At 59.4% G+C, this 24,696-nt stretch carries 8 protein-coding genes; 5 read left to right on the top strand and 3 right to left on the bottom strand.

Features of this window, described 5'->3' with window-relative positions:
* The first annotated feature begins 740 nt into the window (after positions 1–740).
* Together WDJ57_RS16895 and WDJ57_RS16900 are read left to right on the top strand one after the other, a co-directional pair.
* A complete protein-coding gene (locus WDJ57_RS16895; protein ID WP_338902075.1) occupies positions 741–14,420 on the top strand; it encodes a choice-of-anchor D domain-containing protein in 13,680 nt (4,559 codons plus the stop codon).
* Positions 14,421–14,810: 390 nt separating this feature from the next.
* The gene (locus tag WDJ57_RS16900) at positions 14,811–15,020 is read left to right on the top strand and encodes a hypothetical protein (protein WP_338902076.1); all 210 of its coding nucleotides are present in this window, start codon (positions 14,811–14,813) and stop codon (positions 15,018–15,020) included.
* A gap of 63 nt (positions 15,021–15,083) precedes the next feature.
* Here the strand turns inward: WDJ57_RS16900 and WDJ57_RS16905 are convergent, their stop codons facing one another.
* The 3 genes from WDJ57_RS16905 to WDJ57_RS16915 all read right to left on the bottom strand — a co-directional run bounded on the left by WDJ57_RS16905 (position 15,084) and on the right by WDJ57_RS16915 (position 21,481).
* Positions 15,084–16,868 carry a CARDB domain-containing protein gene (locus WDJ57_RS16905; RefSeq protein ID WP_338902077.1) on the bottom strand — a complete coding sequence of 595 codons (1,785 nt, stop codon included), beginning with the start codon at positions 16,866–16,868 and terminating at the stop codon, positions 15,084–15,086.
* 221 nt (positions 16,869–17,089) lie between these two features.
* Positions 17,090–19,264: a hypothetical protein gene (locus tag WDJ57_RS16910; RefSeq protein ID WP_338902078.1), complete on the bottom strand. Its 2,175-nt coding sequence runs from the start codon at positions 19,262–19,264 to the stop codon at positions 17,090–17,092.
* Positions 19,265–19,621: 357 nt separating this feature from the next.
* Positions 19,622–21,481: a hypothetical protein gene (locus tag WDJ57_RS16915; protein ID WP_338902079.1), complete on the bottom strand. Its 1,860-nt coding sequence runs from the start codon at positions 21,479–21,481 to the stop codon at positions 19,622–19,624.
* 427 nt (positions 21,482–21,908) lie between these two features.
* On the opposite strand from WDJ57_RS16915, the gene WDJ57_RS16920 reads away from it, so the two are divergent.
* The 3 genes from WDJ57_RS16920 to WDJ57_RS16930 are packed head-to-tail and all read left to right on the top strand — an operon-like array spanning position 21,909 to position 24,695.
* Entirely contained in the window at positions 21,909–23,327 is a 1,419-nt protein-coding gene (locus WDJ57_RS16920) for a DUF58 domain-containing protein (RefSeq protein WP_338902080.1), read from the top strand.
* Positions 23,324–23,812: a hypothetical protein gene (locus tag WDJ57_RS16925; RefSeq protein ID WP_338902082.1), complete on the top strand. Its 489-nt coding sequence runs from the start codon at positions 23,324–23,326 to the stop codon at positions 23,810–23,812. Before WDJ57_RS16920 ends, WDJ57_RS16925 begins: the two co-directional genes overlap by 4 nt.
* Positions 23,802–24,695: a hypothetical protein gene (locus WDJ57_RS16930; RefSeq protein ID WP_338902083.1), complete on the top strand. Its 894-nt coding sequence runs from the start codon at positions 23,802–23,804 to the stop codon at positions 24,693–24,695. The genes WDJ57_RS16925 and WDJ57_RS16930 overlap by 11 nt, the downstream gene beginning before the upstream one ends.
* Position 24,696 lies beyond the last annotated feature (1 nt).

Here is a 24,696-nt window from a genome sequence, read left to right on the forward strand (position 1 = left end):
ACCGAACGCTCTCGAATGACACTCGGTCCCCAACACCCCCGGGAACGACTGGACCGGGATTCGGACTGGTTGGTGGGCTTCTGGCACTTCTCATCTCAATTACAATTTTTCGCTGGCAGTCTATGTGACTAAGACATTCAATATATGACAATTTCTGCCAACGTGATTTTTGTCTCGAAGAGATTCCTGACGGCGCCTCTGGTGTGCTAGCCAGTCATCGTTCAGTGGCCCGAATTTGTATCTCAGAGTTTCAACCTGATTTCACTGACTCCGTGTCATGACACGGCAGGAGAAACACTTTTTATCTAGGGGTCAGTTACCGACAATTGTCTATAGAGATAGATGTTTCTCGGAGTGCGAAGCCCCCGCCTAAACCGGGGCAGGGAGGGCGGTCCAGGGAGCCCTGTGGGCAGCCTGGGCTCTTTCCATGCATCTCGGCACTCGCAGACGTGGACACGCGAACAACTTACCGGTAGTTGGACGTGTCCCACAGCAGTCATTCCACTGGATTCCAACTCGCGATGGGATGGCTGGCCGAATGGATGTGTGAAGCTGGACCGACCGTGTACTGTCGACCCTTCATCCTCTCTCCCGGCTTGCCTTGGCGGGCGGGTCGCCGCTGCGGCTTGGGCAGAGTCGCACGCGACTCGATATCATCGTCTCTCGGGCTAACCACGACGAGAAACTCAGGACCACCGATACCAATGACACGCAAAACCCACCAATTCCAGGCCGTCCTCATGACGGCGATGATCGTGTTGTCAGTGTTCGCAGCGAGCGGAGTGACCTTCTCGACGGCTGTGACAGCGCAGTCTGGGAGCAGTGCCGATTCGACACCTCCTGCTCCATATGTAAATATAAATGACCAGCCATATACTCCGACGACAGAGACAACCCTAATAATCCCGTATAATGCGACGGGTAACGTTAGCGACCCGAGTCACATCTCGGTTGGTATCTATAACGAGCATGGCAATCGGGTTCTTTCGAATACATCGCTTCAGAACTTCAAAGGCAATGCAACTCTCACTGTTCCCGACGACGCTTTCGACGGTGACGAGAACGTTGAAGTTCGTCTCGCGAATGTAACGAACGGTACCTTCCAGTATGATATCGATTCCGATACCGCAACTCTCGATGGGACTGTCAATGTCAGCGGTACCATCAAGACGGCCGACGGTACTTCGGCGGTCAATGATACCATCGTCTGGCGGGACCCTGGACGTGACCGAGTCACGACAACGACCAACAAAACGGGGGCCTTCTCTGCTGAGCTCACCAGGAACACGTCCTACGGGCTCACGTATCGTCAAAACAGTTCTACTGCAGTGACGCCGTTCCCGAAAGATGGATCGGTTGACTTTGCGGACCTCGGGGTGTTCTCGTTCGGGACGGATGTGAACGGGTTTTCGGAGACTGTCCCAGTCGGACACAATCTCACGGTAACTGTTGAAAATAGCAGTGGCACTCCGCTTGAGAACGCGACCGTGGAAATACGGACTCGACTAAAGATTGACGGCGATACTATCTATCCGAGTTTCAGAACGACAACGAATGCCACCGGTGAGGCAGTTCTCGCCGGGAGCGACGGCGCTGGTATTGAAGTGAATGGAACAAACTCGCTCAACGTGGCGCCCCCGCCCGGTACTGACTACTCCAGCTATGGTGAACTCAAGACGATTACCGCAGACAGGGATCTGACTGTTACGCTGGAATCCACAATCAAAGTCAGTGGGTATATTCACGAGGCTGATGGCACACCAGCAGCGAACGATACGCTGGAATGGCGTGGACGGAGCGTGAATGACTTTACAGAAGCCACGACAAATGCGAGTGGTGGATTTTCGGCGCGACTGAGAAAAGGTGCCTCCTACGAGTTTGGGTATGCCCAGAACAGTCCGGAGGCAGCAGTCCCGTTCCCGAAGGACAATTCGACTGACCTTTCGGTTCTCGATGTCGTCTCCTACGATTCGGATACCACGCTCAACAAGACTGTCCCAGTCGGGCACAATCTAACCGTAACGGTCCTGAACGCAAGCGGTTCGCCTGTCGAGAATGCGTCTGTCCGGTTCGTGGACTTCTTCGACGTTCCAAACACAGATCAAGATGCATACTACGGTCGGCAAACGACAACGAACGTCAACGGATCGGCTGTGATTCAGGGGAGTGATGGACCAGGTCTCGAGGTCAATGGTATGACTGATCTCGATGTCGACCCCCCAGAGGGGAGTGGTCTCTCCGAGAATTATACTCGCCTGACGGTGACTGGGGATGACCACGTCAATATCACGCTTCTCCCGACAGTCACGGTCAGTGGATATATTCACGAGGCTGATGGCACCCCAGCAGCGAATGACAGACTCCGCTTCAACGGGCGCGAAGGACAGGACGACGAATTTGTCACGACGAACGCAAGCGGGGGTTACTCCGAAGAGCTGGCACAGAATGCGGAATACGGGCTCTCGTATTTCCAGAACGGGTCTGATTTCCAGGATACAGACACAACGTATCCCGCCGATGGCTCGGTTGACGGCATTGCCCTTGGGACCGTCTCCTACAGCGGAGAGACGATCCAAAACCGAACCGTCGATACCGGCCACAATCTCACGGTTGAGGTCGTCGACCAGGACGGCAACCCTGTCAACGATGCTCTGGTTCACGTCTCGAGCGAGTACAACGTTTCGAATACCGACGATAACGTCTATGCGACCATGCAGGGCCGGACGAATACCTCCGGGGACCTGGTTGATGCCGACAGTGGCGAACCTGGCTTCGAGGTTAATGGCACTGTTTTCGTCGACGTTGACTCACCGACCGGGAGTGATCTCTCCGGAAACGGGACGAAAATTACCGTTAATAAGGACGAGCACGTCACGGTGACGCTGCCCTCGACCGTTACAGTCAGTGGGCATATCTACGAGGCGGATAGTAGTCCTTCGGCTGAAGATCTGATATGGTTTAGCGGTCGTAACGTCGATGATGATCAGTACATCGAAACGAACGCGAGCGGTGGCTTTTCAACCACTCTTCGAAAAGATACTGACTACAGATTCAGCTACTATCAGGACTGGAACACAAACCCTCGGTTCCCGACCGACGGAACAGCTGACCTCTACACGTTCGGTGTCGTTTCCTATGGCTCCGATACGACGCTGAACCAGACTATCCCGAGTGCCTATGACGTCTCTGCAACCGTGCAGGATCCGGTGGGCAACCCCATTGAGAATGCTTCCGTCAGAATCGCGCACATCGTCGATATTACCGGGACTGAACGAGATGCGATAGCAGGAGTTTACGGCGCCTCAACGAATGCTACTGGGTATTACCCTGATCAGCGGGACAACAAGTCGGCCGTTGAACTCACTGGCTCTGCCGAAATCGAAATCACACCGCCTGATGGAACGAATCTTTCGGGTGCCTACAGGCAATTTACCGTCGACAACGACACGCACCTCACCCTGACACTGCAGTCGACCGTCACAGTCAGTGGAACCCTCACTGAAGCTGACGGTGACCTGGCAGCGAACGATACGATCGTCTGGAAAGGGCGCGATGTCGACGATTTCACCCTGAACGAGACGAACGCCAACGGTGAGTTCTCCGTGGAGGTAATCGAGAACGGCTCCTACGGGCTCACGTACGCACAAACGAGTACCAAGGCAGCTACCGAATATCCGAAAGATGGCTCGGTCGACATTGCAGCGCTCGAGAACGTCTCCTACAGCTCGGATACGACTGACGCAGTGAGCGTCCCACAGGGCTACAACCTGACTGTGACAGTCCTGAACGAGAGTGGTGAACCGGTTGAAGACGCCACTGTCGAAGCAACAGATGTCTACGACGTCCCCGGGACTCACCGCGATGTCGTGGCTGACGTCGATGCGCTCACGAACGCCTCTGGTGAGTGGGTGAACCCCGCCAGTGACGGCCCTGGCTTCGAACTTGAGGGGCCCATCGACCTGCTCGTCACGCCGCCAGATAACAGCTCACTCACGCTGAATGCGACGAACACGACCGTCTCGAGTGATACCCATCTCAACATCACGCTGGAGTCGGCACCTCGTATCAACGACGTCACACTCAGCCATGGTGATGACGGAATCGTCGACGATGGGGAAAACGTCACCGTCACCGCGATGGTGGCTGGTGCAGACACCGTCACAGCGGACCTGAGTGCCTTCGGTGCTGGGACGGTCACGCTCTCGCAGGTCGACCCGTACACCTACGAGGCGCAGATCAGCGCAGACCGGACCCAGGCTGCCAACGATGGTACATACAGTGCAACAGTGACCGCGACTGACGCGGAGGGCAACACTGTCCAGAAAGATTCGAACGCACTGGAACTCGATGTCTGGAATCCTCCGTCCAGCCAGATGCTGACTGGGACGGAAAGTGTCGATGTCTGGGAACGCTCGCCGCTTCCACTCCGGGCGAACACGGATCAGGCAGCGGTGACGATTGACAACGCGTTCTGGTACGTCACGCTCCCAGACCTCGCCCAGAAATCACTAAACAAAGATCCGATTGGGATCTTCTCGACTGGCACAGACATCAACGTCAGCTTCAACGATGGCAGAGCAGGCACCACTGGCCAACTCGCCTATAGCGACAACAAGCTAGATACGAAGCTGGTGGCCGCACGCCTGGAATCCGGTGAGAACTCACCATTTACGAATATCAACACCCTCACCGATATCGACGAGGTGCTGACTTCCGAGAGCGCCAACAGTAATGCGAGCTTCTCGGTTGTCGGGACCGATCAAATAACGAAGAACAACGACGGAAAGGGCGTTGGTTCGTACACGTTCTCGCCCGACAAGCCAGGCAACTACATGCTGTTCTTGGTGAGCAACGAGAGCGAAAGCCTGGTCGTTGATGCCAGCGGCAACATCAGCGTTGCCAATCAGACCACAGTTCTCGGCGTTGATCAGGTGATGGTTGAGCGTGGCAACTCCACGGTCACGCCAGACAAATCTACCTACACTACCGGCGAGAATGTCAGCCTGGCGGCCAACACGAGTTCTGTCATTCAATCTGGCTCGGAGAACGTCACCCATTTCGTCGCCGTCTACAACGAGACGACGTTCACCAGCCAAGACTTCACCGTCGTCGTCGAGCGTCCACTGACGAATATCTCGGATAACGTCACGCTCAAACACACTGTGAAGACGGTCAACGGGGCCTGGACGATTCGAAACAACGCCTCGTTCATGGGCACTGCTCTGGATCCTGGCAGGCGGAACGGGTCGTTCCCCTTCAGCGATGTCTTCGATGTCGCTGCTGAGGGAACCGGCCTGGGGGCTGTCCAGACGACCGCAACCAGTGACGTCACCTGGAACAGCTCAGCAACGATGGTCAACACGAGTGCCGATGCCACCGTTCTCGTGGAGACCACGCGCGCGTGGGGTGCAGGCGAGTATCGCTATGTCCACCTCGCGATGAACCCCAGTGGGACGGAGTTGGCCTCGAATACGGGCACGGTGAATATCCAAGAGCCGACGAAAGCGAATATCTCAGTCGTCAATGCATCAGCCGACGTTTCCCAGGCCTATACGAACGAGTCGGTGCCCGTGAGCGTCACCGTCGAGAATACGGGTGACCTCCAGGGCACTACGACACTCGAACTATCGAGTAACGGCTCCACTATCGATGATAAGGTCGTGAGCGTTGCAGGCGGGGCAACGAAGACTGTCACCATTTCGACGGTCTTCGATACGCCCGGAACCAGGACGCTAGCCGTCGACGGTGTTGACGCTGGCAGTGTGACCATCGACCCTGCTGTTGCGCTCACTGGTCTCTCGGTGTCACCGACGTCGCCAACGGTTGGCGAAAGGGTCACGCTCACTGCGTCGGTGAGCAACCGCGGGACGAACGCAGACAGTAGCACGCTCACTCTTAGCATCGGTGGTACCGACACGGCAAATAAATCGACCGGGCCGGTCGCTGGGCAGACGAATGCAACAATCCAATTCACCGAGAGCTTCGACGCGGCTGATGATTACTTCGTCGCCGTCAGTGGACCGTCGAATACCGAATCGCAGACAGTCAGCGTCTCTCGCAACACTGTTCAGCTGAACATCACAGCAAGCCCGTCGACGATTCAAACGGGCGAGAGCACAACGTTCGAAGTGATCCGTACGAACGACACGCAACCAGTCAACGCGACTGTTGATGTCGCAGGCCAGACTGTCTACACCGGTAGTGACGGGCAGGCAACAGTCACGCTCGACACCAGCGGGACACTCACTGCAACGGCTAGCAAGGCCCAGACCGAGTCAGTCTCGTATCAGGACGACACCACGGACGTCACCGTCAACGCGCCCGCGTCGATTAGCGTGACGGACGTTGTCCCGCTGTCGACGCAGACCTACACTGGGAATACGATCACGATAGAAGCAGTCGTCGAGAATACTGGCGACCTGTCCGGGACGACGAACCTGACCTACAGCTTCGACGGTACCGTGGAGGTCGATAGTAAAGAAGTTAGCCTGAACGGCGGTGAGACGAAATCCGTCTTCTTCGATCAGAACGTCACCTCGACTGGCAACAAAACGGCGAGCGTCAATGGCGTGACCTCGTCGACCATCACCGTCGAGCAGGCAGCGGTCGCGACTGGCTTTTCCGTCAGTTCGAGTACCGTGACCGTTGGTCAGACACTCGGCGTGGACGCAGCCGTCAAGAACCGTGGCGCGACCAACCGGACGCTGGATCTGAATCTGACAATCGACGGGCAGGCCGGTCCGTCTACGACGACGCCGCTGTCACCCGGCGAATCGACGACGGTGTCGCTCGACTGGAACACCTCCGGAACGAGCGTCGGCACGAAGAACCTCTCGGTCAACGGCCTGCCGACTCAGACCGTCTCGGTCAAGCGCACGTCGGTGCCGCTGGTCATCACCGACAACGCCACCTCGACGACGGTCACTGACGACCCGGTTCAATTCACCGTCGAGTACGATAACGGTACTGCGGCGGAAGACGCCACCATCTCGGTCGGTGGCCAGACGCTCACTACTGACGCATCCGGCCAGAGCGTGACGGACTTCCCGACCGCAGGCAGTTACACCGCGGAAGCAACGAAAGCCCAGACCCCGACGACGACGTTCGAAGCTGATACGACGTCGCTCACGATCAAGCAACCCGCAAACCTCACCGTCGCAGATACGTTCCTCGGCACGAGCCAGGCGTACGTCAACGACACCGTGGCTGTCGAGGTGACAGTCGAGAACACCGGCGGTGTGAGCGGGCAGCAGACGATTGCCCTGGGCGTCAATGAGACGGAACGCGCCAACAAGACAGTGAGCGTCGGTGCGGGGTCGTCGACGACGGTCACTCTCTCGACGACGTTCACCCAGACGGGCGATAAATCGCTCAAGGTCGAGACACTCGACGCTGGCACGGTTACCATAGACGAGCAGTCGGTCGTCACCGACTTCACGCTGAATGCGACCGCGGTGACGCCCGACGAGGCAGTCGAGATTACTGCCACCGTGAAGAACCGCGGCGAGACCGAGGATAGCGACGGTGAGGACGTCTCGTTCTACAACGGAACGACTGAGTTTGCCACCAACACGACGAGTGCTATTGGCGCTGGCAGCACGACCACCGTCTCGGCGGTGACGTCCTTCCCCAACGACGGAACGTTCGATCTCAGCGTCGAAGACCTGGCCGCACAGACCGTCACTGTCGACCGGAACGTCACGGCGTTGAATTTGACCGTCGAGAACTCGGACAACCTAACCGTCAGAGCCGGAACGCAGATCCGATTCAACGTCACTCGACAGGATACGGGTGAAACCGTCGATGCAGCGGTCGAGGTGGCAAACCAGACTGCAACGACCGGCAGTGATGGCCTCCTCAACATCACGATCGACGAGGGTGGCAGCTATCGGGCGGTCGCCTCGAAGGCCGATACGTCCGAGACGACGTTCAACAGCGATTCGGTGACGATCGACGTCTTCGAACCCGCCTCGCTCAACGTCACGGCCGCCTACCGTGAAGTCACGCAGGCGTACACGGGTGACAACGTCACTGTCCAGGCAGACGTTGCAAACTCCGGTGACCGGAAGGGTACGAAGACGATCAACCTCACAGATAGCAGCGGGAACATCCTCGATGATACGACGGTTACCCTCAATGGCAGCGAGACGACGACCGTCGTCTTGAACACGACGTTCGACAGTCCGGGTACTCGGACTCTCTCGGCGAACGACGTCCCCGCCGGGAACGTCACGATCGACCCACAGACCGTCGTGAGCGAGTTCTCGCTCAACGACACAGCTGTCACAGTCGGCGACTCCATCAGCGTCAACGCAACCGTCGTCAATCGCGGGAGCACTGATGATTCCGACATCCAGGTTACCCTGGACGTCGACGATGGGAACATCACCGCAAGTCAGACAATCGATCTCGGCGCTGAGAGCAACAAGACGGTCGAATTCACGCCGACGCTCGACAGAGTGGGCGAACTCAACGTCACGGTCGGCGGCGTCAGCGAGACGAAGACTGTCAGTGTCTCGCGAGAGGGCGTCAGCCTCGCCATCAGCGCGAACACGACGTCGACGGCAACTGACGCACCAGTGACGTTCACCGTCACCCGGACGGACACCGACAACCCTGTCTCGGGCGCGGAGATATCGGTCGCTGATCAGACACTGACGACTGATAGTAATGGCGAGGCGAGGACGACGTTCGCCACGACGGGGACGTACTCTGCCGACGCGTCGAAACAAAATACCGACAGGGAGTACTACAACCCAGCCAGCACCTCGGTGACGATCAAAGAGCCTGCAAGCATCAACGTCACCGACGTCCAACTTGCCATGGCAACCCCGATTTACGCGGGCGATACGGTCACCCTCAGCGTCGACCTCCTGAACGATGGCGGCGTCCAGGGAACGAAGACCATTGCGCTCGAGAACGCGTCGAGTGACCTCAACAGTACCGACGTCACGCTCGATGCCGGTGCCTCGACGACCATCACGCTCTCGGCGTCGTTCAACAAGACGGGGTCGGAGACGCTCAAGATCAACGGTGCGAACGTCTCGACGATCGATGTCCAACCGGCGGCGGCGGTCACTGGCTTTACGCTCTCACAGACTGCACTGAGTACTGACGATACGCTTTACATCTCTGCGACTGTCGAGAACCGCGGGAGCATTAGCGACACTGTCGACGTGACCTACTCGATAGACGGCGCGGCACAGAGAACCAGGCAGGTCACGCTGGCAGCGGACGGCTCGACGACCGAGACGTTCACCACCAGCTTCGACACCAACGGCACGCGCACGATTTCGGTCAATGGCCTCCCGGGGAAGGATGTCTCCATTGCACTCCAGACGGTCGACCTGGCTCTCGATGCGAATACGACGACCGTGGCGGCTGGCGAACCAATCCAATTCACCGTCACGAACGCCGCCAGTGGCGACCCGATCGACAATGCAACGGTGTCGGTCGCCGGCACCAGCGCCTCCACTGGAACGACGAACACGGTCACGACCTCGATCAACACGGCTGGCAGTTACACTGCCGAGGCGAGCAAGCTGGCCAACGAGTCGACTGCCTTCAACAGCGATTCGCTGGGAGTGACAGTGACCGACCCGCTCTCCGTCGATCAGGACATCGATTACGGCACCGTCCGTGCGTCACCAGACACCGCAAGTCGGACGGCCGCACAGACGGAAACGGTGAACGTCACCATCAGAAACGATGGCGGCCGTGCGGTCTCACTCAGTAGCCCGGCCATCCAGGGTGAAGATCCCGGCCAGTTCGAGTTGGTCTCGTCGCTACCCTCGCAGGTTGCTGCAGGGACGTCTGCAACGGTCGAACTCGAATACGCGCCGACGACTCGTGAGACGCACAACGCCACGTTCAGCTTCCGTGCGGACACGCAACAGAACCCAACCCGGACGGTCAACCTCACTGGCACGGGCACAGCACCGGTCATCGAGGTCAACCGGACGCGGGCACAGTTCGGCGACGTTGACGTGGGTGGCAGCGCAACGAAGACTGTCCGCATCAATAACACGGGCAGCGAGACGCTCCGGCTCGATATCCCATCGATGGGCACTGCCTTCACGCGCTCGACTAGTTCGCTGACCGTCGACTCGGGTGCCTCGGCAAACGTGACTATCACGTTCAGCCCGACGCAGCCCGGAACCTACGGCAGCCCGCTCACGCTCTCGTCCAACGATCCGTTCAACGAGACCGTGACTGTTCGCGCGAGTGGAACTGGTCTCGGTGGCGAGATTACGGTCTCGCCGAACACCGGGTCAGGCACGGATTACGACTTCGGTGAGGTTACCCAGGGTGCCACTGCGAACACGACCATCCTGGTGGAGAACACCGGAACGCAGACGATGGACGTGACGCCGAGAGAAGACGACGACAGTGGCGATGCGTTCACGATCGACAACGAAAACACGAAATTCGCACTGGCGCCAGGTGAGTCACAGTTCCTGACACTGAGCGTCACGCCTTCGACGAATGCGCCCAGTGCGAACTTCACGCTCGAGACCACTGCCGGCGCGAACGACCCGGCCAACCCATCGCTGAACGTCACGGCGACTGGACTGACCGCGACCGCAGACATCACGCCGGACCCAACAACAGATAACCCGGACATTGACTACGGTCGCGTCGCAGTCGGTGGATCGCTGTCGAAGCAGATCGTCATCGCAAACACTGGCAACGCCACGCTTGAGATTGACCGTACGAACGCAATCCCGAGTGGGGCATCGTTCGAACTGGTTGGATCGACGGATACGCTGACGGTTCCGGTTGGCGAACAGCGCAGTGTCTCCGTTGCCTTCCAGCCGACGGCGCCTGGGGAGGCGAGTACGAACGTGACGCTGGAGACGAACGACCCGAACAACGGGACAGTCACGGTCAACGTGACCGGCGAGGGTGAGTCGACGGAACTCACCGGTGAGCCAGCCTCCATCGACTACGGTACGATTGGAGAGGGTGGCCTTACCGTCGAGAACCTGACGCTCACGAACGACGGGAGCGAAGACCTCACCGGCCTGCGGGTCAAGAACAAGACTGGCGATGGTGCGGGTCAGTTCGCAGTCAATACGAGTACGCTGCCTGACTCACTCGGTGCTGGCAACTCCACGACTGTCGACGTCCGCTTCGAACCGACGGCAGCCGGCACGCACTCGGCGTCGATCACCTTCGCTGCTGAAGGTGACGTTGCCGGCACGAGTCAGTTCGCGGTGTCGCTGACGGCTGAGGCAACGCCGCCGGACATTGCACTTGGAACGGAGACGCTCCAATTCGGCTACGTCGATACGAGAACTGGCAACGCCACCGAGCGCGTCCAGATTACGAACACCGGTCGCGCTGGCACGACGCTGACGATTCAGTCGGTGACCAAAGCCGGTACCAACAGCGATGAATTCACCATCCTGAACTCGCTGAACGGCACGTCACTCAGTGGCGGTGCACAGACAACGCTCAACGTCTCGTTCGATCCGGACGCGACCGGCGAGCGGACGGCTACAGTCGAAATCCGGACGAACGACCCCGACGAGGGTACGAAGCAGCTCGCGGTGACCGGCACGGGCGCAAAGCCCGACGCGACGCTCGACCGGTCCTCGCTGAGCTTCGGTGAGACGCGGGTTGGAACGACGACAGGCGCCCGCAACGTCACCATAACGAACGACGGTGGTGTCGCGCTCGAACTCGACAACATCACGATTACGGGCGCAGACGCGGGACAGTTCCCGCGCGCTGACGGTCTCGACCAGCCTTCGCTCGTGCCCGGTGCCTCGGAGGTAATTTCCGTCACTGCGAGTCCGACCGCAACCGGAGCGCAGCAGGCGACACTGACGGTCAACACTGACGGCGGCTCGCCCACCGTGTCACTGCAGGCCACCGGCATTGCACCGGAGCTCAACGTGAGCCAGGACCTCAATGGCACCTTCGGTGGTGTCCGTGCTGGCAGTTCGACCCAGCGCACCTTCGTCGTCGAGAACACTGGCAACGCAACGCTCGTCCTCGACAAGCCAACCATCAGTGGAGCGAGCGCCTTCAGCGTCGTCAGCGGTAACAAGGAACTCCGTCTGGGCAGCGGGCAGACGGCGACGTACGCCGTTTCCTTCACGCCGACGGACACATCCAGTTACACCGCCAACCTGACGCTCACAACGAACACTGACGAGAGCTACACGGCCAGCCTCTCGGGTACGGGCATCGACGCCGACGCGTCGCTCTCGACGCCCTCGGTCGACTTCGGTGACGTCCGGGTTGGTGACACTGCCTCGCGGACGCTCAACCTCACCAACGACGGTGCTGCGAACCTGTCGGTGACGGGCGTGTCAATTACCGGCACTGACGCAGCCGCCTTCTCCGTCTCGGGACTGTCGACGACGACAGTCGCCGGCGAGGCAAACGAGACGTTCACTGTCTCGACTTCGCCGAGTGTCACCGGAAGCGCCTCGGCACTCCTGGAGATCGACACCGCAACGCAGGGCACCGTGACGGGTAGCCTGGGTGTCACCGGGACGGAACCGGACATCGAGATTGCGAGCAGCAGTCTCACCTTCGACCGCACGCGCCTGGGGACCGTCGATACCGACACCGTCGCAATCAGCAACACTGGCAACGAGCAACTCAACGTCACCGACATCACGCTTGCCGGGAACTTCCCGGGACAGTTTGCCGTGGTGGATTCGTCGCTGACGATTGCGCCTCAGGAGACCCAGCAGGTCGAAGTCCGGTTCGAACCGCCGACGAGCGATGTCGAGGCTGCACAGAACGGCACTGCCCGGACTGCCGACCTGGCCGTCCAGAGCAACGATCCCGACACGACGGTCGCGACGGTCGCGCTGAGTGGCACGGGCAAGACGCCCGCCCTGCGCGCACCGAGTTCGCTCCTGTTCGGGTCGACCTCGATTGGCGACACCTCGACTCGGAATCTGACGATTACCAATGACGTCAACGGGTCGGCGAGCATTACGCTGGAGTCGCTGACCATCTCGAGTCCGGCAGCTGCCGACGAATACACCGTGACGCAGCCGACACAGCGCACGCTTGCACCCGGTGAGTCGACGACTGTCACGGTCTCGCTCACGCCGACGGAATCCGGCGACAAGTACGCCTCGCTGAACGTGCTGACGAACGACCCACGCCAGCAGGTGAAATCGATCTTCCTCTCGAACTCACAGACGATCGTCATCACAGAGTTCGGGAGCGTCGACGTCCTCTACCGGAACGTCCAGCCGGGCGTTCAGCCCAAGCGGACGTTCGATAGAGGGCTGGATACGGATGCCGCAATCGTGGGCGTCGAGACGGCAGCCCAGACGTCGTCTGACTTCGAACTGCGCTTCGAAGGCCAGTCGACTGCCTTCGGCGGGGCGGCGCTCACCGCGGATGGGACTGACGCCCTTCGCTACCTCTCGGTGACGAAGACGAACATTTCGTCGACCGAGTTTACGAACTCCACGTTCGAATTCCGCGTGAGCAAGGCCGCACTCGCCGAGAAGGGAGCGACCGCACAGGACGTTAGTCTGCTGGCATACAATGGCTCGGGCTACGAGCCGGTTCGCAAGCCAGCAACGCTCGTCCGCGAGGAACGCACTGATTACGTCTACCAGGCGACCACGGACCACCTCTCCCGGTTCGCCATCGCCGTTGGCCAGCCGAATATCTCCATTACCAGTGTGGACCTCACACCGGAAGAGGTCACGACGGGTGAGGTGGCGAACGCGAGTGCGACGACCGAGAACACTGGCGACATCGCCGGCAACTACACGCTCGACCTGACCGTCGACGGACCGACGCTGTACACCGACTCGACGACAGTGCGACTCGAGGCTGGAGATTCGAAGGTCGTTGGCTTCGAATTCAGTCGCTCGACTACTGGAGAATACGCCGTGTCGATTAACGACGAGAACCTCTCGAACCTGACTGTCAACCCAGAAGCGACGCCGACGCCGACTCCCACGCCAACGCCGACGCCATCGCCGACGCCGACGCCAACGCCGACTCCTGACGAAGGTGGCACCGGTGGCGGTGGTGCACCTGTTGGCGGTGGCGGTGCGCCTGTCGGCGGTGGTGGCGCACCCGTTGGTGGCGGTGCAACAGCTACACCGACGGCAACCTCGACGCCGGACGGTACTCAGCCACCGACGGCGACGCCGACGCCGGACGGTACTCAGCCACCGACGGCAACGCCGACCACAACGCCAACGTCCACGGCACCGACGGCAACGCCAACCGTGACGTCAACGCCGACACCGACGCCAACGCCGACGGCCAACGTCATTCCGGCATCGCCGACCGAGACGGCAACGGAGACGCCAACTGACGACGGTGACGGTGAAGGTGGAGTTGCGGCAGCACCGGTTCTGCCACTGCTGGTCTTCGCAGTGGTGATTATCGCCGTTGCAATCGTCATCTGGCGGCGGCGACAGTAGAGCCAGCACCCGTTTTCACTAGGGCTGTTGCGTCCGCCCTCGCTTTTCAGCTGACAACGTGCGCTGGTACCCTGTTTCGCACCAGCGTAGCCGTTCCGTCGTTCGTACTCTGCTATCGACTCTCCCGCAGTTGCTATCCTGAGTGACCGCGACCTGTCTCGACGGGCAGTTCTCGATTCCATATCACACGAAAACGAATGACGAAGCTGCGAGGAAGTGTGGTACGGCTCGACTAATCTAGTGAAACGTTCAGGAGTTATCGGAGTCTTTCTGAGAGTTTAGCTGCAAGTATCTCTTCCGTCTGTCGCCAGCACTCGATACTAGTGTACTACTTTTCTCGAAGTCAGCACATTACCAAACCGTCACTTCTCGTCGTATCTCGACATCCCCATGCGAGAGCTCATCAAGCGGCTCGCACTCTTCGAGGCGTTCAGCCTCGCGCTTCTGTCGATCAATATCTGGTTTCTCGCCTATGCGAATGGCGGCACGCTCAGACTCGCGATCAACACGTACGACGAAATGTGGCTGGAATACGCTCTCTGGTTGATTCTGACCCCGATCCTGGTTCTCGGCGCGCACTACATTCTCGAAGACTCCTGAGTCCACGCACTGACAACGATCTTCGAAAAGCCCTGAATAGGAGAAGTGACCGCGCGACCCGGCTCAGTATCCGAGATAGATTGCCATTGCTTTCAGTATGAGGTAGATGACGAGCAGTGGAAGGCCAATATAGTACAGCAGCGGCTGAATGAGTCCCGTCGGGAGCAGTCCCCCGCTGCTACCCGGCGTCGGCGTGACTGTCGATGTGTTCCCGGCGTTCGTCGGTGAGACAGTCTCATTCTGTGTCGAGGCTGTTGCAGTCTGTGTCGGTGGTGTCTCCGTCGGCGCACTGGCAGCGTTCGATGTGGCCGTCGGAGTGGCTGTCACAGTCGATGTGGCTGTCGCCGTTTCGGTTGGCGTCTCGCTTTCTTCCTGCGAGACGGTAAACAGGCCGCTGCGACTGGTATTCTCGCTCGCAACGCGGTAGGAATGGGTGCCGCTCGCCAGTGTCGAGGTTTCGATAGCTGCGAACTCGACTGTCGTGCTCTCACCCGATGCGAGCGTGACTGACTGGCTGGCGACCTCGCTTCCATCGAGACGGAGGCGAAGTGCTTGCGTTCCCTGTCGCTCACCATCGTTGGTTAGCTCGGCCGAGATAGTGACCGTCTCACCCTTCGGAACCGTCACGCCTGATGGACTCACGCTGGTGACCGTGAACACCGGGGTCGGTCGATTCTCGACCGTGAGCGTTCCACGCTGACTCCCGTTGGCCGTCCGAATCGAATAGGGATGTGAGCCAGATGCCAACGAGCCCGTCTCGACACCGCTGAATGTGACTGTCGTACTCTCGCCACTGGCCAGTGTGACGTCCAGCGAGTCGGCGACGCTGCCATCGACTTGCAATTGGACAGACTGCGTACCGCGTTCTTCGCCGTCGTTGCTCACGGTCGCGACAACCTCTATGGTATCGCCCTCCGTGACTGTCGTCTCTGTAGGCGTCAACCCCGACACCTGGAAGTTCGCCGGTGAGAGCCCCTCTTTCGTAATCGTCAGCGTGCCCTGCTGACTATCGTTGGCTGTGTGTATCCCGTGAGCGTACGTCCCCGGTCCGATCGCACCAGTTGCAATGCCAGAGAAGACGACCTCTGTGTTCTCGCCCGTCGCTAGTGTTAGTTCACGACTCTCGAGTGTACGTCCATCGACGCGATAGGCAACGGTCTGCGTGCCCTCGACAGTCCCCTCGTTCGTGACTGTCGCCGAAACTTCGAGTGTCGTGCCGTTGGTCACAGTGGGACTGGCGGGGTCGAGCTGGGAGACAGTGAAATTCGCCGCCTTGCGCCTGACGGTGAATGTCGCCTGTCCCGCACCGTCCGCGGAGGTAATCTCGATGTCGTGTTCACCAGCAGCCAGCCCGCTGGTGCCGATATCGCTAAACGTCACTGTCTGCGTCTCGTCTGGTGCGAGCGTCCGCTCGGTCGTTCTAACCGTCTGGCTGTCTATCTCGAGTGAGATGACCTGCGTCCCGTCTTCGGTCCCGGTGTTGGTGAGTGTCCCCGAGATACTGAGGCGCTCACCTTCGATCACGCTCTCTTTCGAGGGCGTGACGTCCGTGACGGCAACGTTTGGCTGCGGGTTAATGGTCCCGACGGGGAAGGTCAGATTGAACTGCTCGACTTCTGCCGTCGGATCGGGATCGACCTCCTCGGCCTTGATGCGCGTGCCATCGTCTTTTTCGACGTAGAAGCTCACATTCGAATCAATCCCGCTGCTGACTCGGAGTTTATCCGCTGTCGCATCCGAGCCACCGTACTGCCCGCTGGTCTGCATCGTTATCCTGTCCCGGACGGCACCATCGGCCACCGCAATAATCGTCGTCCCGGCCGGCAAGTCAGTCCCGTCCGTTGTCATCGCCGTGCCGTAGTATGCATTCGGAGGAGCCGTCTGCCCGGCCACTCCAGCGACCGCGATACTGACTACAATACTACAGGTGAGGAGGGCGCTCAGCACACGATGCGCGTCTCGTTTACCCGTTGTTGCCCTGTCCATATCTATTAGATAATCTGATGTATCACAGAGTGACTGCCCGATTCAAATATAGTATGAGGGTTTCCTCGCGGCGTGTCGGGTATTCAGCTGCCCTTGCTTTCGTTGTAGCCGTCCGAGGCGATATTGTGGAAGACGTCGGCCGAGCGAGAGTCAGTGACCTCCACGAAGTAGCCCTCGTAGGCCGACACGGAGGTGCTGGGCGAGGTCTCCTCGAATGGCGGGACTTCGGCCCCGCTCGGTGATTTTGCGACATTCCCGCTCGTGTCCTGGACGTGGAACAGAATATCGTTCCCGGTGGGGGCCGATTCGAAGCCCATGTCGGCCGTAATCGTGAGCGAATCGCTTCCTCCGTTCAGGGAGACTGCAGGACTGACGAGGTTGAAGCCGTCGTCCATTATCTGCGTGTAATCTTGTTTGGTGTCGCTGTCTTCTTCGAAGATGTAGCCGACGCGTGCGTCTGCAGTCTCGGCATTGATGTAGTAGCCCTCACCGACCTGTGTTGCATCCGTCCCGACCCAGGTCGACGTCCCGGTCGAAGAGTACGTCGTCACGTCGCGCACATCGTCGGTGAAGAGCACGTCAGCGGCGGGCATCGGCGTCCCCGACAGCTGGTACCCCTTCTCTAAGTCCTGTGCTTCGTGGACCAGCGTGACTTTATCGGTTGTAGCAGTGGCGTCCCTGCCGACGATGCGCACGGTCACTCGCTGATCCGTCGTGGCTGTATTTGCTATCTTCGTCGGGTCGATTTCCGTAGCGATTGACCCATCATTGACGTCGGCCTGGTAGGTCGTCCCGGCAATGCTCAGTGTCGTTTTCCCGACAGTCACTGTGTTGCCATTATCATCTTCCAGGCCCGTCGCAGTAACGCGAACAGACTGGTTCGTGTCTGCGACGATCCCGACGAACTCAGCGTGGATTATCAACGACTCGACGGTATCGACAGCCGTATCTACGGTAATCGAATCACTCTTGACAGTTTCCTGGCCAAATGCGTCCGTGGCCGTGACATCGACCGTCGTCGACCCGTCGGTAACGGTGAAATCGGTCACAGCAAAGGTCGTCGAGTAGGTCGTCCCGGAGTCGTGTGACAACTCTTCTTCGCCCGACTGCCCGAATGCCGTGGCGTCGACCGTCACAGAGCCGACACCGCTCGTCGAATCAGACACCGTGGCCGAAACTTTGACCGTGTCGCCAACTTCGACTGTGTCGCCTGATTCGTTGTTCGTGACCGTGACGTCTTCCAGAATCGGCTTGTGGGTGTCGACAGTGTAGGTGACTTTCGGCTCGGCAGTCGAGATCGGAAGCGGTGCCGAACTCGTCGTCGACGAGCCGGTCGATTTCGTCGTATGGCCCGCGGTATCCGTTGTGCGTGCAACGATTGTATAACTCGCGTCCGCAACGATGCCGTTGGACTGCGTGTTGTAGCTCCACTCGGTTGTGCTCTCTTTCGTCGCATTCACCCAGGAATCCGAGCTCACCCACGAACTGCCGTTGTAGTACTCGTCGGTATCAGTGCGCTGAATGCGCACCTCGACAGTCTGGAGTGCGTTGTTGTCCGAGGCACTGAGCGAGATGGTGGGTTGGGAGGTGAGATTCGCATCCGTCTCCGGCGAGACGATGCCCACGTTCGGCGCTGTCGTATCGACTGTGAGGCTCTCCGCCCCGCTCGTCTTCGAGTTCCCTGCCGTGTCACTCACCGCTAGCGTGACCGTATACGACCCCTCTGCGGACGGCGCTGTCACGTCGGTGGTCGCCGTCGAACCAACCGATGTGTTGCTGAGGGTCGCGGTCTTCACGACGCTTCCGCTCGCGTTGGTGAATTTCAGCGTTGCCGTCTCGACGCCAGCTGTCGCGTCGCTGGCTTCGTAGGTGACCGAGACCGTTTCACCTGATTTGACCGTCGACTGTCCGAGTGACGAGATGGTCGCTGTCGGCGCCGTGCTGTCGATCGTGACAGTCGTCGTTGCCTCCTGTACCTTCGAGAGATTCGTCCCATCGCTCACAGAACTCGTGGTGTTGTCCCAGGCATAGATGGTGTAGGTCCCATCGCTGAAGCCACTCGTCCCCAGGCCACTCCATGATTGGAGGTTGCCGGATGCAGAGAGACTCACCACGCTGTCGTCGGCACTGTTGAAGGTGCCGTCTCCATCGTCCAGGACGACGTGCACGTCACTCTGTGTCGAACTCCCGAAGGAGGCGTATCCCGAGAGTGAGGTGCCGGCGTCGACTGTACTCTCGTCGACTGCAACTGCATCCACCGTTGCGCCAGCACTACCGGTCAAAATTATGGGTCCTGTCACCACTGACAGTACCATGAGCGCGACTGCCATCCACGTCTTTGCCGTCTGATATTTGCCCCTCATACTATCGAATCCGATATGTAAACTGGTCGGTTGAAACACTAAATGAGTTTGCCTCTGCTAATCAGAGATGATAATCGGATTTCACGAAGCGGCGGGTTCGGCCCGGTCCAGCCAGCGGTGGTCACGGATCCTGTCTCCCGACTCGTTTTCCGACGATATCTCGTTTGGTCGGACCGCATCTGTCACATCCCTGTCTCCGTCTCCCTGGCGATACAAAGCGCGTGCGTGTCTCAGTGGCGCAAGTTCTCGTACTCAATCATCGGCCGCGTTGACGGACTGGCTTTTCTCTATCAGCTCGCGGGCTGCGTTGATGACAGAGCGCGCCTCTTCGGCGGATGCAGTGCCAGGCGCGAACGCGACTTGTTCGAAGCTCTCGGTGATGGCTTCTAGCCGTGATGCGTCGCTCTCGTCGACCCAGCCAGCCTCTCGTATCTCGCTGAAAAATTCTCGGTGAGTCTGTGCTGAGTTTCCCGTCTCGAACGAATCCCGAAGCATGCCGTATGCGCTCATCACGGCTGCCCGGTACTCTCCCCGGTCGAGTAATTGCTGTGCGCTTTCCAGGTTGGTCTGTGACTCACTCACTTCTGTCTCTGCTTCGACAGCAGGTTCCTCACCCTCAATCTCGGTCGCCTCTGGCTGGTCGCGACGAGTCCACACGGCGAATCCAAGCGAGCCAAGAACCAGTAGCCCACCACCAACTGCCCAGACCAGCAGGTCCGCTCCACCACTGTTGGGCTGTCCAGGACCGCCACCACCACCAGCACCATTCTCTCCACCGTTTCCAGCAGAGCCGTTTCCTCCCTCGCTCGATTGTCCTCCGCTTGTTCCATTCGCGACTGTAATCCCCTCTATGAGGACCTGCTGTTGTGTGGCCTGAAGGTTCGTCCCGCTACCGCGGTACCGTGCTGTCAGTCTGAGTGGGCCAGAACGGTTTGCGAGAGCACTCGATACGGTCACAGTCGTGTCGAACTGACCGTCACCGCCTGTTCGTACACGTTCAACGTTCGAGCCATTGATCGAGACAACGATGGGCTCACCTGGCACAGTCAGCCCCTCTCGGGTCTGCAGGGCGCCAGAGAGAGTGATGTCTCGGTTCGAGTGGCTTGCTTCGAGCGTCAACTTGGTCGCTGTCTCACGGACGGTCACCTCTGTCGACGCAGGTTGTGCAACGATTGTACTGTTCGGGAGAGCGATTTGTGCTTCGAGAGACCTCTTGCCTGGGGGAACTGTGGCGCCGATTGTGTTGGCTGTCGATCCCGTCCCGTCCGCTCCTGTCTGGACTGTCGCCAGCGATACGTTTCCGATCGTGAGGTCAATCGGCATCGAACTGATTGGCCGCTCATTTGCCTCCAGGCGCACCGTTACATTACTGGGCGTGGCGAATCGTAGCGGCGACGCAACTCGCTCGATCGAGAGCGTTGCGGTTGTCTGCTCGACCGCCAGTGTGACTGCATCCTGAGAGCCCAGATATTCCGATGTCGCATTCGGTACGTACCGAGCCGTCACTGTGGTCTCTGCGCTCGGACTCGTTCGTGGCCGGTAGACCGTAGTGAACGTGCCGTTCGTATCCGTCTTCAGAACACGGACCGTATCCTGAATCCGCAGGCCAATCGTCCGATTCCCGAGGGCGGAACCAGTTTCGTCGACCAGGGTGCCAGAGATCTCTGCCGGCTCCAGATACGACGCTGTCGAGCGATTGACCGACAGCGCAAGCCGCGTGTCGACGAACACCTGATTGATGATGGCGCTTCGCTGGTCTGTGACGTTCCGCTGTAACTCGTCGAGAGACTGCCTCGCGCCAGTGAAATCAGTCCCTGTCTGTCTCGAAAGCAGTGCATACAGGTCGGATAGCTCTCCGATCCCTTGCTCGATTTCACTCCAGAGGTCAAGCAAACGGCGAGCCAGTGTCCGTGCCCGGGATTCGTTCCCGGCCTCTCGCGCCTGTTCGTACTGTTTCTGGACGCGATTGAACTCCTGTGTTTTGTTCACTAGCTCTTTTTGCTGTGTTTTTGCCTCCTCGAACGACTCGCTCGTGTTGTCGTCGTCAGTATCATCGGTTTCTCCTGCGACATCGACGAACTGGTCCAGGCGGTCTTCGAATTCCTCGCCCAATAGAGAGTCCGCGAGTTCGTACTCCCCCTGACTGAGTTGTATCGAACTGTCTTGGAGTCGTGAACCGAGTCGGTTCGTCAGCCAATTCTGTACCGATTGTGTATCCCCGTCTTCCGACACTGCCGACGGGCGTTCGTGATGCGTCGTCGTGTTCGTGGTATTGTCGGCCGTCGCTGCAGCGCCAACCCCACTGGCGACGACCAGTGCGAGACAGAGTCCCCCCACAATGAGTGCAAGCAGAGAAAGTGACCAGTGTGGGGGACGTGCCATTCGTTACTGGATTAGGGCTACGAACCCTCGTGTAAATAGATTGCTGAAAAGAGGCCGGCTGCCTTTCGTCGTTGATCCGCCCCGTCGAGGGGCCGCTCTGGTGGCGGTGACCAGTCGAACCGGAAAATACAATTAGAGTGACTGACCTGTTTTTCGTGTGCGAGTCACCTATCGGTTCTGGACACTCTCAGCGCTGGGTGCTGGTCTGGCGTTCTGGGGTGTCGTTATCTCGGCTCCGAGTCTCGTCGTCGGGGCTGGCGCGCTCGGTGGCTGGGTACTCCTCGCTCAGTATCGCTTCTCGACTCGACTCAGACAGGCGCTTTCGGACCTGACCGTCGAACTCTCTGTCGAGCGGGGAACGCTGACTGCCGAAGAATATCGGTCGGTGACGCTCTCTGCTGCGGGCGAGTCACACGGCGACCTTGGTATCGACATTACCGGTTCCCTCCCAGTCGGTGTGGGCGGTGAGATGCCAACGCTTTCGCTCTCTGATGAGGCTCGTTCGGACACGAGCGCTGCGTTGTACTGGCCAGTTGCCGGTGAGTTTACCTTCGAGCAACCTCAGGTTACGTTCTCCGACCGATATGGGCTGTTCACACAGCGTGTTTCCCATGGAAAGAGCCCGACTGTGCGTGTCGAGCCACGAGCCCCCCGTGATATCCACGTCGGGCAGGCAGGCGACCGCCAGGTGACTGGCTTCGGCGAACACGAAACGGGGGACGCAGGGACGGGAATCACGCCGTCTGACGTCCGGAAGTACGTTCCTGGCGATACGGTCAGTCGCATCGACTGGAAAGCAACTGCCAGGTTAGCAGAGCCGCATATCCGGGAATTCGAACTCGAGACCGACAGGGATACGAAAATCTTCCTCGACCATCGCGCCAGTACGAACAGTGGTGAACCCGGGCGAACCAAACTCGACTATCTCCGACAGATAGCGCTGGCAATCGTCAACAGCGGCGCCGAATACGGTGACCCGATCGGGTGTTATACGGTCGGCAACGAGGGCATCACCGCACAGTTCGAACCTGTGACCACCGAGACGAGTATCGCTTCGATTCGAGCGACCCTCGTCGAGTTGTCGACGACATCGTCGTCGCAGCCGCCCGCTCCCGTCACGTCATCATCGAACGCTCGGGCGCGAGCGGAGGCGCTTGCAGCCGAAGACTCGTCGTTTGCGAGAACACTGACGCCCTTTTTCAGTGACCAACAGCAGTACGTCCGGCGAGTCAAGAACCGGCCGCTCTTTGCAGCGCTCACACTCTCACAGCAGAGTGGGTCGGAGTGGTCAGTCATCTTGACCGACGACACCGCGCGTTCTGAACTCCGTGAGTCGGTCAAACTGGCTCGCGAGAGCGGTGGCTACGTGACGGTATATCTGACACCTTCGGTGCTCTTTCGTACGAGTACAGTTCGCGATGTCGCGACAGCGTACGAACAGTACGTCGAGTTCGAAGCCTTCCGTCACGAGCTCGACTCTCTCGAGCGCGTGAGCGCCTTCGAAGTCGGCCCTCGGGACCGATTACAGATGTTGCTCCAACACGGCCGCTCACGCAGGCAGGTGCTGCAGACATGAGTGTCACAACTGATGTGTCTCGGGGCGACCTGCCGGCACCGGGTCTCTCGCTGCAAGCCGGGATTGCACTTCTCGCGACCTCGATCGTATTCTGGGTTCTGGCAGGGCTGGCTGGACTCGTCGGCGGGCTGGTTCTCGGCGTTGCCACGCTTGCACTCCCGAGAGTTTTCTTCTTCGCACTCGGCCAGCTCTTGGTGGCGACTTTCCTCCCATCGGACCCAGCAGTCATGACGCTCGTACTGAGCGAAATTCCCCTCGTTGGACTCCAGTTCTCGGGCAGCTCTGGTCAGTCTCTCGTTTCGCTGTCGACACTCACCACGCTCGTCGTCGGTGGGGGCTCGCTTCTCGCTGGCGCCCTCGTGGTTAGGGCCGTCTCCCCGCTCTGGATGAGTGCAGCCCTGATCATTGGTCTCGTCGCGATTGTCAGCTATGGAATTCATCGATACACCCTCGTCACACTCGGAGTAGTACCCAATGAGCAGTGAGAATCCAACGCAATTGCAGCAGGATGGGCAAGACACAGAGCAGACTGTGTCGGCGGGCAGTGCTTCGACCAGCGAGACGGACGAAGCGTTGCTTGCCGAAGTCGAGATTCTCCGTGAAGAGAACCAGCGATTGCGCGAGGCGTACGTCCAGGCTCAGCGGAGTCACTACAGACGAACCGCTCTCGGATTTGGTCTGCTGGGTCTCCTGGCTACTCTCGGAGCGATTGTTTTCCCGGTCGTCGAGACGGTGTTACTCGCACTCGGGGCAACTGGCCTGTTCGCTGCAGTCTTGACGTACTATCTGACCCCCGAGCGTCTCGTCTCCGCACGCGTCGGGTCCGCAGTACACCACAGCGTTGCGTCGACGCTCGATACGCTCATCGAAGAACTCGGACTCACACGAACGCACGTGTACGTCCCACTGGGCGATGACAGTATCCAGGTTCGATTGTTCGTCCCCCAGTCAGATGAGGCCGCTCTCCCCGACGAGTCCCACCTTCGGTCTGTCTTCGTGGTCTCTGACAGTGCAACCCAGCGCGGTGTCACGCTCGAACCTGTTGGGGAAGGCCTGTTCTCCGAATTCGAGCGTGCCGTGACCGGCTCGGTCGGGCAATCTGTCGGGGAGCTCATGCCCCAGCTCGTCGACGGCCTCGCCAAGCAATTCGAAATCGTCGATGGCATCCGCTATGAACACGAAACGGGCGATACCAGAGTCACTGTCGAAGTCGAGGGGAATGCCTACGGCCCGCTCGACCGGTTCGACCATCCCGTTGTCTCCTTTCTCGCAGTCGGTCTCGCCCATGGACTCGCGAAACCCATCCACGTCGAGACGGTCGATACGGAGACTCGTACTGTCGTCTTTGCGTGGCACTCTACGCAGTGAG

Origin of the sequence: Salinibaculum sp. SYNS191 (assembly GCF_037338445.1) — an archaeon.
In the GTDB taxonomy this organism is placed as follows: Archaea; Halobacteriota; Halobacteria; order Halobacteriales; family Haloarculaceae; genus Salinibaculum; species Salinibaculum marinum.

Bases quoted from the DNA above. Each gene is read 5' to 3' on its own strand.
- WDJ57_RS16895 (WP_338902075.1), top strand. From the start codon at position 741: ATGACGGCGATGATCGTGTTGTCAGTGTTCGCAGCGAGCGGAGTGACC.
- WDJ57_RS16900 (WP_338902076.1), top strand. From the start codon at position 14,811: ATGCGAGAGCTCATCAAGCGGCTCGCACTCTTCGAGGCGTTCAGCCTC.
- WDJ57_RS16905 (WP_338902077.1), bottom strand. From the start codon at position 16,868: ATGACAACGGACGGGACTGACTTGCCGGCCGGGACGACGATTATTGCG.
- WDJ57_RS16925 (WP_338902082.1), top strand. From the start codon at position 23,324: ATGAGTGTCACAACTGATGTGTCTCGGGGCGACCTGCCGGCACCGGGT.
- WDJ57_RS16930 (WP_338902083.1), top strand. From the start codon at position 23,802: ATGAGCAGTGAGAATCCAACGCAATTGCAGCAGGATGGGCAAGACACA.